An 11706-nucleotide genomic window follows, 5' to 3' on the forward strand; every position below is an offset into this window, starting at 1 on the left:
CCTAGGGCGTCGGCGCAGCACCGCCCTGCTGCAGCCACGCCACGGTGAACCGCTGCTCGGCGGTCATCAACTCGGCCAGCTGCCCGCCGATGAAACCTTCGATCTTTCCGCCGACCAGCGGGATGTCGACCTGCACCGTCGCAGTCAGCCGCAACTCGCTGCCGCCGGCGGCCGGCACCAGGCTCGCGTCGCCGGACAGCTTCGCCGGGGCGCCGAGGATCTTGCCGGTCACCTGGGCGCGGGTGCGGCCGTCGCGCACCGGCTGCCAGATCTCGCGCCGCGCCACATCCAGGTGGCCGTGGTGGAACTGCGCCGCCAACGCGGGCAACTTGTGCCGATGGACGCTTTGCGTGGTGGCGATCTCGACGCCGCCGTCGGAGCCGACGAGCATCGATTCCAGCTTCACCACGTCGGCTCCCGAGTCGGCCAGCCGGGCCCGCCAGTAGCGCTCGTCGGCGAATGCGGCATACACCTGCTCGACGCTTGCCGGGTAGTGCTCGGAGAGCGTGAATGTACGCGGCATAGCTGGTCACGCTACCGTTACCGGCCGTGGGCGGTTCCGAGTTCGCGGGCGCGCGTGTCGCCGAGCAGGTGCCGCTGGCGCCGTTGACCACCCTGCGGGTGGGACCGGTCGCCCGCCGGGTCATCACCTGCACCGAGACCGAGCAGATCGTCGCAACGCTGACCGAACTCGACGCCGCCGGTGACCGCCCGCTGCTGCTGGCGGGGGGCTCCAACGTGCTGATCGCCGACGATCTGGCGGACCTGACCGTTGTCCTGCTGGCCAACGCCGGCATCACCGTCGAGGGCAGTCTGCTGCGAGCCCAAGCCGGTGCGGTCTGGGACGACGTCGTCGCGCGCGCGGTGGCAGCTCAGCTGGGCGGGCTGGAGTGCCTGTCGGGTATCCCGGGCTCGGCCGGTGCCACCCCGGTGCAGAACGTGGGGGCCTACGGGGTGGAGGTCGCCGACCGCCTGACCCGGGTTCTGCTGCTGGATCGGCGCACCGGCCAGGTGCGCTGGACGCCGGCCGGCGAGTTGGAGCTCGGATACCGCACCAGCGTGCTCAAACGCTCCCCCGAGGATCGGGCAGCGGTGGTGCTGGAGGTGGAGTTCGAACTGGATCCGGCCGGGCGCAGCGCGCCGCTGCGCTATGGCGAGCTGACCGCCGCACTGCACGCCGCCGACGGCGAGACCCGAGACCCGGCGGCGGTGCGCGCCGCGGTATTGGCGCTGCGCGCGGCGAAAGGCATGGTGCTCGATGCCGACGATCACGACACCTGGAGTGTCGGTTCGTTTTTCACCAACCCCGTGGTGTCCGGGGATTTCTACCGCAGCCTGGCCGATCGCCTCGGGGGGCCGATACCGCACTGGGACGCTTCGGGTGGGGTGAAACTGGCGGCCGGCTGGCTGGTGGAACGGTCCGGCTTCGGCAAGGGCTACCCGGGCCCGGGTGCGCCGGCACGGCTGTCCGGCAAGCATGCGCTGGCGCTGACCAACCGCGGTAGTGCCACCTCCGCCGACATCGTGAGCCTGGCCCGCACCGTGCGCGACGGGGTTTATGCGGCGTTCGGCATCACGCTGCACCCCGAGCCGGTGCTTGTGGGGTGCGCGCTGTAAGTCCCGGGTGTAATCAGCATCGCAGGTGGTCAGGCCCCTGGGCCGGTATCTTGGGATGCCGTGGACCTGAACCGGCGACACGCATTGGCGGCGCTGGCTGCCGGGGTGCTGGCGCCGGCCGCGCTGGCCGGATGCACCAGCCGGTCCGGTAAGAACGCCGAGAACGCCCCGCCGGCGGAGCCGACCCTGACCTTCGAGCCCGCGCTGGACGACGGCGCGGTGACCGACGTGCTGCCCACCGCCGAGGTCGGCGTCTCGGTCCGCGACGGCTGGTTTCAGCGGGTGACGCTGACCAGCCCGGCCGGGAAGGTGCTGGCCGGAACGTTCAACCGGGAACGCACCCGCTACAGCATCACCGAACCACTCGGCTATGACTCCGTCTACACCTGGAGCGGGTCGGTGGTGGGCCACGACGGCAAGGCGGTGCCGGTCAACGGCAGTATCACCACCGTTGCGCCCACCACCGTCATCGACGGGGGCTTTCAGTTGGCCGATGGGCAGACGGTCGGAGTGGCCGCACCGGTGATCTTGCAGTTCGACGCTCCGATTGCCGACAAGGCAGCCGTCGAGCGGGCCCTGACCGTCGTCACCGAGCCCCCGGTGGAGGGCGGTTGGGCCTGGCTGCCCGACGAGGTGCAGGGGGCCCGGGTGCACTGGCGCAGCCGCGACTACCTGCCGGCCGGAACCACCGTCCATGTCAGCGCCAAGCTGTACGGCCTCGCGTTCGGCGAGGGCGCCTACGGCGCGCAGGACATGTCCCTGGACTTCTCGATCGGGCGGCGGCAGGTGGTGCGGGCCGAGGTCTCCTCGCACCGCATCCAGGTGATCCGCGACGAGGGCGTGATCATGGATTTCCCCTGCAGCTACGGCCAGGCCGACAAGCCCCGCAACATCACCCGTAACGGCATCCACGTTGTCACCGAGAAGTACGCGGACTTCTACATGTCCAATCCGGCCGCCGGTTACAACAACATCCATGAGCGCTGGGCGGTTCGGATCTCCAACAACGGGGAGTTCATCCACGCCAACCCGGCCAGTGCGGGCGCCCAGGGCAACACCAACGTGACCAACGGCTGTATCAACCTGTCGACCGAGGATGCCGAGCAGTACTTCTACAGCGCCGTCTACGGCGACCCCGTCGAGGTGACCGGCAGCTCGATCCAGCTGTCTTACGCCGACGGGGATATCTGGGACTGGGCCGTGGACTGGGACACCTGGGTTTCGATGTCGGCGTTGTCGGCCGCCGAGCCGGGCCGGCCGACGCTGCCCAGCAGGGCGCCGGCCACCCCGACCGACGCGCCGACGCTGTCGGGCACCCCGACGACCACGCGGGCCGCTAGTCCGGCACCCGGCGGCTAGCGAGGCTCGACGCAGGAGAGGCGAAGCTGGGCCGCCGCATCAGACCCGGCGGCTAGCGAGGCTCGACGCAGGAGAGGCGAAGCTGGGCCGCCGCATCAGATCTGGCGGCTAGCCCGGGTCGCCGACGCCTGGTCGCGCGGGCGGATGACGATCTGGTCGAGGTCGACGTGCGGCGGCCGGGAAGCCACGAACCCGATCACCTCGGCGATGTCGGCGGCGGTCAGCGGGGTCAGACCGGAATAGACGGCGTCGGCGCGCTCGCGATCGCCGTCGAAGCGCACCAAGGAGAACTCGGTGTCCACCATGCCGGGCGCGATTTCGGTGAGCCGCACCGGTTTTCCCAGCAGCTCGCCGCGCAGTGTGCGGTGCAGCGCGCTCTGGGCGTGCTTGGCCGAGGTGTAGCCGGCGCCGCCGTCGTAGATCTCGAAGGCGGCGATGGAGGTCACGGTGACCACCAGGCCGTCGCCGGAGGCGACGAGGCGGGGCAGCAGCGCTCGCGTCACGTGCAGGGTGCCCAGCACATTGGTCTCCCACATCCAGCGCCAATGCTCGAGGTCGGCCTGCTCCACCGGAGTCAGGCCTTTGGCGCCGCCGGCGTTGTTGATCAGCACGTTGATCGACCCCGACAGCGAATCGCAGAGGTGTTCGCAGGTCTGGGCCAGGGCGGCCACCGCGCCCGGGTCAGTGACGTCCGTCACTACCGCGGTGCCCCCGATCTCCTCGGCCAGCGCGGCGATCCGCTCCTCGCGCCGCGCGGCGACGACCACGTGAAAGCCCTGTCCGGCAAGAACTTTCGCGGTTGCCTCGCCGATACCCGAGCTGGCTCCGGTCACCACGGCAATGCGCCGGTCGCCTTGGAGTGTCTTCATCGCACCAACCTTAGTGATCGTGATAGATTCTCAGCTATGTCTCGCAGTGCCCGCTTTCTGACAGCGGTCTGTCTGGTCGCCCACGGCGCGTGTTGTCGCCCGTGTTGCTGCGCCTGACCTGCTGCGAGTAGCGCTCCTTGGGAGAGTCCGCCAGGTCGGAGGCGTAAACGGCCCAGATTCGGACTTTTCTTTCAGACAAGGACACCCCCCTCGTGCGCACTACCGCTCTCACCGCTCACCTCCCCAGCCACCGGCCCGTGCGGACCCGCTCTCATCCGCGGGTGCTGGCCCCCGCCCTGCAGCTGGCCGACAGCGCGGGTGCTGAGGTCTTCGCCGCGGTGCGCCAGCACGGCCCGGTCGCCCGAGAGGCCATCGCCGGCGCCACCTCGCTGAGCGTCGCCACGGTCAACCGGCAGGTCAGTGCCCTGCTGGAAGCCGGACTGCTGCTGGAGCGCGCCGACCTGGCCACCTCCGGTGCCATCGGAAGGCCGCGCCGGCCGGTGGTCGTCAACCACGAGCCGTTCCTCACGCTGGGCCTGCACATCGGGGCCAAGACCACCAGCATCGTGGCCACCGACCTGCTCGGCCGGACTCTCGACGTCGTCGAGACCCCGACGCCCAACAACGGGTCGGCGCGCGCACTGGCCTCGCTGGCCGCCAGCGCCAGCCGGTACCTGACCCGCTGGCAGAAGCGCCGCCCGCTGTGGGTGGGGGTGGCGATCGGTGGCGCGGTCGACGGCGCGACCGGCCACGTCGACCACCCGCGGCTGGGCTGGACCGCCGCGCCGGTGGGACCGGTGCTGGCCGAGGAACTGGGGCTGCCGGTGTCGGTGGCCTCCCATGTCGACGCGATGGCCGGAGCGGAACTGCTCTTCGGCGTGCGGCGGCCCACGGCGAACAGCACCACCAGCCTCTACGTCTACGCCCGGGAAACGGTCGGCTACGCGCTGGTGATCGGCGGCCGGGTGCACAGCCCGGCCAGCGGCCCCGGCACCATCGCCGGCCTGCCGGCCTTCTCGGAGCTGCTCGGGGGAACAGGACATCTGGAAACCACCGTCAGCGACGAGGCGGTGCTGGCTGCGGCTCGCCGGCTGCGGCTGCTGCCGGAAGGCAGCGGCGCCGTCTCGGCGGCGGTGACGACGCTGGTGCGCGAGGCGCGCGGCGGCGACGAGCGGGCAGTGGCGCTGCTGTCCGAGCGGGCCCGCGTCCTGGGCGAAGCGGTGGCGATGCTGCGCGACGTACTCAACCCCGATGATCTGGTGGTCGGTGGACAGGGATTCACCGAGTACCCGGAGGGTGTGGCCGAGGTGGAACGGGCGTTTCGGCAGCGATCGGTGCTGCCGCCGCGCAGCATCCGGGTGACGGCGTTCGGCAACCGGGTGCAGGAGGCCGGTGCTGGCACGGTGGCCCTCGGTGGGCTCTACGCCGATCCGGTCGGCGCGATGCGCCGCTCCCGCGGACCGGTCGCCCGCGTGGTCCCCGAAGTGTCCGCCTGACCGAACCTGTCAAGATGACTGGGTGGGGTACGGGGTTGGAGGCGTCAGATCCGATGTGCAGCGGGTAGCGCTGCTGTCGGTCCACACTTCGCCGCTGGCCCAGCCCGGCACCGGCGATGCGGGCGGCATGAACGTCTACGTCCTGCAAAGCGCCCTGCATCTGGCGCGGCGCGGAGTGGCCGTCGAAGTGTTCACCCGGGCCACGTCGTCGGCCGATCCGCCGGTGCAACATGTCGCTCCCGGGGTGCTGGTACGCAACGTGGTGGCCGGGCCGTTCGAGGGCCTGGACAAGAACGACCTGCCCACCCAGCTGTGTGCGTTCGCGGCCGGCGTGCTGCGCGCCGAGGCCGCCCACGAGGCCGGCTATTACGACGTCGTGCATTCGCACTACTGGCTCTCCGGTCAGGTGGGCTGGCTGGCCGCCGACCGCTGGGCGGTCCCGCTGGTGCACACCGCGCACACCCTGGCCGGAGTCAAGAACGCCGCCCTGGCTGCCGGAGACGCCCCCGAACCACCGCTGCGCGCGGTCGGTGAGCAGCAGGTTGTCGACGCCGCGGACCGGCTGATCGTCAACACCGAAGACGAAGCACGTCAACTCGTTGCGTTACACGACGCCGACCCGCGCCGCATCGACGTGGCGCACCCGGGGGTGGATCTGGAGGTGTTCCGGCCCGGGGACAGGCGGGCGGCACGACAGGCGCTGGGGTTGCCGGCAGACGAACCGATTGTGGCGTTCGTCGGACGCATCCAGCCACTCAAGGCGCCCGACATCTTGTTGCGGGCCGCCGCGAAGCTGCCCGGGATGCGGGCGGTGGTGGCCGGCGGCCCCTCGGGGAGCATCGGGCTGGCGGAACCGGGCAGCCTGGTTGGGCTGGCCGCCGAACTGGGTATCAGTGACCGGGTGACATTCCTACCGCCGCAGTCTCGTGAGGATCTGGCGAACCTCTTCCGGGCAGCCGACCTGGTGGCGGTGCCCAGTTACTCGGAATCCTTCGGCCTCGTGGCGCTGGAGGCGCAGGCGTGCGGCACCCCGGTGGTCGCCGCGAAAGTGGGTGGCTTGCCGGTGGCGGTCCGAGATGGCGTCACCGGCCGACTGGTCGACGGGCACGACATCGATGCCTGGGCGGCAGCGCTCGACGAGCTGCTGCGGCTGGGCAGCGGCCCCCGCGGCTGGGCGATGCGGCGGGAGGCGGTCGAGCACGCGGCGCAGTTCTCCTGGGAGCGCACCGTAGACGCCCAGCTGGCGAGCTACTCCCAGGCCATCGAAGACTTCGCATCCGCGCGGGGTGCGCGGATGCGAGTGCTCACCTCGGCGCGACGCGCCCGCCGCTGGCCGATGCGGCGGGGAGCGCGCGCGTGAACCGCGATGAGGTCCAGGAGCTCGTCGAGACCACCCTGCGGGCGGCGGAGCTGATCTACACCCCGACCCCGGGCTCGCACGGCGGGCTGCCGGGCCTGATTGTGGAACTGCCCGGCGAGCGCAAGCTCAAGACCAACACCATCCTGAGCGTGGGGGAGCACTCGGTGCGGGTCGAGGCGTTCGTCTGCCGCAATCCCGACGAGAATCACGCGGGGGTGTACCGGTACCTGCTCAAACGCAACCGGCGGCTCTACGGGGTGGCCTACACGCTGGACAACGTCGGCGACATCTACCTGGTCGGCCGGATGTCGCTGAGTTCGGTGACCGCCGAGGAGATCGACCGGGTGCTCGGGCAGGTGCTCGAAGCCGTCGACTTCGACTTCAACACCCTGCTGGAGTTGGGCTTTGCCACCTCGATCCAGAAGGAATGGGAGTGGCGGGTGTCCACCGGCCAGTCCCTGAAGAACCTGCGGGCGTTCGAGCATTTGATCGAGCCGGGCAGCTGACCGTCAGCCGCGCGGCGGCTCGGCGCCGACGGCCGACTCCAACTCGCGTAGGGCGCGCCCGGTTCGCGAGACCATGGTTGCGATGTCGGGCATCACATCGCTGTCGGCGACATAGCCGATCCCGATGCGATCGGCGTACGAGCACACCGTGACATTGAGCGTCTGGCCGTCGAAGACCGCCGACACCGGATAGATTTCTTCGACATGTGCACCGTTCCAGTACATCTCAGCGCCCGGACCGGGCACGCTGGACACCGGAAGGTTGTATCCGGTGCTGATCCGCGGGCCGGCTGGCGCGAGGGCCTGCCCGATTGTCGAGGCGATGCTGGGTGCAGCCAGCGACAGTGATCCCGCGGAGCCATACCGGGCGACGTAGCGCTTTCCGCCGACCATCGACCGGTGCACCCGTCGCAGACGTGCGAGCGGGTCGGCGAGGTCGGTGCCCATCGGGCACAGCCATGCGCCGAAGCGGTTGCCGGCGCCGTCGTTCGCCGGGTTGTGGGCGCGAACGCTGATGGGACAGAACGCAACCAACGACCGCCTCGGCAGGTCGCCGTGATCGCTGAGCCAGTCGCGCAGCGCCCCGCCGACAACCGCGGTGGCGACGTCGTGGGCCGTGGTGCCGGTGATCTCCTGCACCGCCCGGATCCGGCTCTTGGCCCAACTGGCGGCGATGACGCCGCGGTTGGGTCCCAGCCGCCGGTTGAACGGTGTGAACGGAGCGCCCACCGCCGGGACGGTGGCGCGGCCGGTGACCATCGCCAGTGCTGCACACGCCTGGCTTTCGGGGATGCGTGCCAAGGCGGTGATGCCGGAGCCGGCCAGGCCGGCCAGCCGCCGCAGCGGTGCCAACAGGTCCCATCGGGCACCGGCGGTTGCCGGCGGGTGGTCTCGTTCGGCATAGAACGGCGGCATTGCGCGCCGATCAGGATCGGTGCTCAGGGCACTGCCGATCAGCCGCATCCCCGCGACCCCGTCCACCATGACGTGCTGGGCCTTGAGGTAGAAGGCGAGTCGGCCGTCGGCGAGCCCGTCGATCAGGAACGCTGTCCACATCGGCCGCGACCGATCCAGCCGCTGCGCGTGCAGCGTGCCGATCAGCTGCCAGAGCTCGGCGCTGCCGCTGCCGTTCGGCAGGGTGCGTCGCACGAGGTGGCGCCGCACGTCGAGGTCGCGTTCCTCGCGCCAGACCCACAGACCGCCGGTGCCCGGGCTCCGGTGCGGAACGCGGCGGAACAGCCGATCGACGACGACCGGTTGGGCCAACGCCTGGTGGTAGAGCTGGTCGGCGAAGCGTTCGGCGGAGGTTCGTGGCGGGGCGAGAATCATCACCGCGCCGATATTGATCGGGTGCAGCAGCGCGTCCCCGGTGATCATCGCCGCGTCGAGCAGGCGCATCCCGTTCATGGCTCACCTCGCCCCGTCGGCCCGTCGCGCTGCGGGCCGGCGCGGGAATCGAAGGCCGCCCCATGACGCTATCGCCGCGGGCGGCGCTGCGGCAGGGCCATTGGCCTCAGCAGCGGTGGGCCAACGGCAGGCAAACCGGCCGCCGCGGACTCGGTCGGGCCGAGGTCACCGGCGGGTTGCCCGACGCCGCCCCGGCTTGTCCGGCGGGGCCGCCGTGAGACACTGACGCCCATGTCTGACACTGCCACTCTGGTGCTGCTGCGCCACGGGGAAAGCGAATGGAACGCCAGCAACCAGTTCACCGGCTGGATGGACGTCAACCTGACCGACAAGGGCCGCGCTGAGGCGGTTCGCGCCGGTGAGTTGCTGGTCGAGCACGAGCTGCTGCCGGACGTGCTCTACACCTCGCTGCTGCGACGCGCGATCACGACCGCGAACCTGGCGTTGGACGCCGCCGGCCGGCACTGGATTCCGGTGCACCGCACGTGGCGGCTCAACGAGCGCCACTACGGCGCGCTGCAGGGCCTGGACAAGGCCGCCACCAAGGCCCGCTACGGCGACGATCAGTTCATGACGTGGCGGCGCAGCTACGACACCCCGCCGCCACCGATCGAGGCCGGCAGCCGCTACAGCCAGGACACCGACCCCCGCTACGCCGACATCGGCGGCGGGCCGCTGACCGAATGCCTGGCCGACGTGGTGGCCCGCTTCCTGCCCTATTTCACCGACGTCGTGATCCCGGACCTGCGGTGCGGCAAGACGGTGCTGATCGCCGCGCACGGCAACTCCTTGCGGGCGCTGGTGAAGTACCTCGACGGCATGTCGGATGAGGCGGTGGTCGGCCTGAACATCCCCACCGGCATCCCGCTGCGCTACGACCTGGACGCCGACCTGCGGCCGAAGGTCGCCGGCGGTGTCTACCTGGACCCCGAGGCGGCGGCCGCCGGTGCCGCGGCGGTGGCCAGTCAGGGCGCCAAGTAGCGGACGTGGGCCGGTCCGGCGTGAATACGGGGTGGAGAACGGGTGAAATCTTCGCGTTGAATTCACGTTCCGCGCACGTCGGAGTCGAACAGCGGTCAACTGAGGGTTGCAGACTGCGTACGATTTGGCCGTGGCTGCGACCTCAGCGCTGACACTCGCTGCAGCGTCGGCGATTCCTGCGCTCGTTGCGGGGGTGGCCGCCGGCGTATGGCTCACGCCGCGGCTGGCCGAGCGGCGCCGCCGGGCCGCCACCGAGCGGTCCGGGATCACCGTCGCGGAGATGTTGCAGCAGATCGTCTCGCATGCCTCGCTGGGGATTGCGGTGGTCGACTCCCACCGTGACGTGGTCTACCTCAACGAGCGCGCCACCCAGCTCGGTGTGGTGCACGGCAGGCTGCTCGACGACGAGGCCTGGGCCGCGGCCCAACGTGCACTGGCCGGGGAGGAAGAGGTCGTCTTCGACCTGTCGGTGGCAAAACGGGCTCCCGGTGCCACGCGGGCGGACCTGTCGGCGGTGCGCGGTTACGCGCGGCTGCTCTCGCAGGAGGACCGCCGGTTCGCGGTGGTGATCGTCGACGACCAGTCCGAGCAGGCCCGGATGGAAGCCAGCCGCCGCGACTTCGTGGCCAATGTCAGCCACGAACTCAAGACCCCGGTGGGAGCGATGGGTCTGCTCGCCGAGGCGTTGCTGGCCTCGGCCGATGACCCCGAGGCGGTTCGGCCGTTCGCGGAGCGGGTGCTGATGGAGGCGAACCGGCTGGCCAGCATGATCGGTGAGCTGATCGAGCTGTCCCGGCTCCAGGGCGCCGACCCGTTGCCGAATTTGGGCGTCGTCGATGTCGACGCGGTGGTCAACGAGGCGATCTCCCGGCACAAGGTGGCCGCCGACAACGCCGAGATCACGATCACCACCGACGCCCCGAGCGGTTTTCGGGTGCTCGGCGACGAACCGCTGCTGGTCACCGCGCTGGCCAACCTGGTCTCCAACGCGATCGCCTACTCACCGCACGGTTCCCCGGTCTCGATCAGCCGGCGCCGCCGGGACGGCTTCATCGAGATCGCCGTGACCGACCGGGGCATCGGCATTGCGCCCAAGGATCAGCTTCGGGTGTTCGAACGGTTCTTCCGCAGCGACAAGGCGCGCTCGCGGGCCACCGGCGGCAGCGGACTGGGGCTGGCGATCGTCAAACATGTCGCGGCCAACCACAACGGCACCATCACGCTGTGGAGCCAGCCGGGCACCGGATCGACGTTCACCTTGGCGATTCCCGAATACCAGGGCAGTGTGGACCACGAGTAGAAGGAGTAGTCATGACACCCGCTGTCGACCGCCTCGAGCGCAGCGATGAACAGGAGCACTGCCGATGACACACGTCTTGATCGTCGAAGACGAGGAATCACTGGCCGATCCGCTGGCATTCCTGCTGCGTAAAGAGGGTTTTGAGGCAACCGTGGTGGGCGACGGGGCCGCGGCCCTGGCCGAATTCGAGCGGATCGGCGCCGACATCGTGCTGCTGGATCTCATGCTTCCGGGGATGTCGGGCACCGACGTGTGCAAACAACTGCGTGCGCGTTCCAGCGTGCCGGTGATTATGGTCACGGCCCGGGACAGCGAGATCGACAAGGTCGTGGGCCTGGAGCTGGGTGCCGACGACTACGTGACCAAGCCCTATTCGGCCCGCGAACTGATCGCGCGGATCCGTGCGGTGCTGCGCCGCGGCGGCGACGACGAGAGCGGTGTTGGCGAGGGTGTGCTCGAGTCCGGCCCGGTGCGCATGGACGTCGAGCGGCATGTGGTGATGGTCAACGGCCAACAGATCACCTTGCCGCTTAAGGAGTTCGACCTGCTCGAATATCTGATGCGCAACACCGGCCGGGTGCTGACCCGCGGCCAGCTGATCGACCGGGTCTGGGGGGCCGACTACGTGGGCGACACCAAGACGCTCGATGTCCACGTCAAACGACTTCGGTCCAAGATCGAGGCCGATCCTGCCAACCCGGTGCACCTGGTGACCGTTCGCGGGCTGGGTTACAAGCTCGAGGGCTGAACCAGCGCCTATTGCGTCTGCGGGGTCTCCGACTTGCTCAGCGGGGCTCTCGTCGCCGAAGAT

General features: G+C 70.1%; 11 protein-coding genes. 8 read left to right on the forward strand and 3 right to left on the reverse strand.

The window, feature by feature from the left end; all coding sequences use genetic code 11:
• Nucleotide 1 precedes the first annotated feature (1 nt).
• A complete protein-coding gene (locus AWC02_RS04615; RefSeq protein WP_085127620.1) occupies nt 2–523 on the reverse strand; it encodes a DUF2505 domain-containing protein in 522 nt (173 codons plus the stop codon).
• A gap of 26 nt (nt 524–549) precedes the next feature.
• Here AWC02_RS04615 and AWC02_RS04620 point away from each other — a divergent pair, with 26 nt between their 5' ends.
• Nucleotides 550–1617: a UDP-N-acetylmuramate dehydrogenase gene (locus AWC02_RS04620; RefSeq protein ID WP_085127621.1), complete on the forward strand. Its 1068-nt coding sequence runs from the start codon at nt 550–552 to the stop codon at nt 1615–1617.
• Between the two features lie 12 nt (nt 1618–1629).
• On the forward strand, nt 1630–2976 hold the full coding sequence (locus AWC02_RS04625) for a L,D-transpeptidase (protein ID WP_109560872.1): 1347 nt from the start codon (nt 1630–1632) through the stop codon (nt 2974–2976).
• A 95-nt stretch (nt 2977–3071) separates the two neighbouring features.
• Here the strand turns inward: AWC02_RS04625 and AWC02_RS04630 are convergent, their stop codons facing one another.
• On the reverse strand, nt 3072–3845 hold the full coding sequence (locus AWC02_RS04630; RefSeq protein WP_085127623.1) for an SDR family oxidoreductase: 774 nt from the start codon (nt 3843–3845) through the stop codon (nt 3072–3074).
• Between the two features lie 212 nt (nt 3846–4057).
• Between AWC02_RS04630 and AWC02_RS04635 the strand changes: the two genes are divergently transcribed.
• Genes AWC02_RS04635 through AWC02_RS04645 form a run of 3 tightly spaced genes read left to right on the forward strand, consistent with a single transcriptional unit; the run spans nt 4058 to nt 7207 of the window.
• Nucleotides 4058–5341 carry an ROK family protein gene (locus AWC02_RS04635; protein ID WP_085127624.1) on the forward strand — a complete coding sequence of 428 codons (1284 nt, stop codon included), beginning with the start codon at nt 4058–4060 and terminating at the stop codon, nt 5339–5341.
• Between the two features lie 22 nt (nt 5342–5363).
• Nucleotides 5364–6701 (forward strand): D-inositol-3-phosphate glycosyltransferase, encoded by a 1338-nt coding sequence (gene mshA, locus AWC02_RS04640; protein ID WP_237160320.1) that lies wholly within the window; start codon nt 5364–5366, stop codon nt 6699–6701.
• Complete coding sequence (locus AWC02_RS04645) at nt 6698–7207, forward strand: type III secretion system chaperone family protein (RefSeq protein WP_085127625.1); 510 nt, start codon at nt 6698–6700, stop codon at nt 7205–7207. The genes mshA and AWC02_RS04645 overlap by 4 nt, the downstream gene beginning before the upstream one ends.
• 3 nt (nt 7208–7210) lie before the next feature.
• On the opposite strand, the gene AWC02_RS04650 is transcribed toward AWC02_RS04645, so the two are convergent.
• Nucleotides 7211–8614 carry a wax ester/triacylglycerol synthase family O-acyltransferase gene (locus tag AWC02_RS04650; RefSeq protein ID WP_085127626.1) on the reverse strand — a complete coding sequence of 468 codons (1404 nt, stop codon included), beginning with the start codon at nt 8612–8614 and terminating at the stop codon, nt 7211–7213.
• A 231-nt stretch (nt 8615–8845) separates the two neighbouring features.
• Between AWC02_RS04650 and AWC02_RS04655 the strand changes: the two genes are divergently transcribed.
• The 3 genes from AWC02_RS04655 to AWC02_RS04665 all read left to right on the forward strand — a co-directional run bounded on the left by AWC02_RS04655 (nt 8846) and on the right by AWC02_RS04665 (nt 11643).
• Complete coding sequence (locus AWC02_RS04655) at nt 8846–9595, forward strand: phosphoglyceromutase (protein WP_085127627.1); 750 nt, start codon at nt 8846–8848, stop codon at nt 9593–9595.
• 130 nt (nt 9596–9725) lie between these two features.
• Nucleotides 9726–10895 carry a sensor histidine kinase gene (locus tag AWC02_RS04660; protein ID WP_085127658.1) on the forward strand — a complete coding sequence of 390 codons (1170 nt, stop codon included), beginning with the start codon at nt 9726–9728 and terminating at the stop codon, nt 10893–10895.
• 64 nt (nt 10896–10959) lie between these two features.
• Nucleotides 10960–11643: a response regulator transcription factor gene (locus AWC02_RS04665; protein ID WP_046317457.1), complete on the forward strand. Its 684-nt coding sequence runs from the start codon at nt 10960–10962 to the stop codon at nt 11641–11643.
• Nucleotides 11644–11706 lie beyond the last annotated feature (63 nt).

It is taken from the genome of Mycolicibacter engbaekii, assembly GCF_002101585.1.
Lineage (GTDB): Bacteria > Actinomycetota > Actinomycetes > Mycobacteriales > Mycobacteriaceae > Mycobacterium > Mycobacterium engbaekii.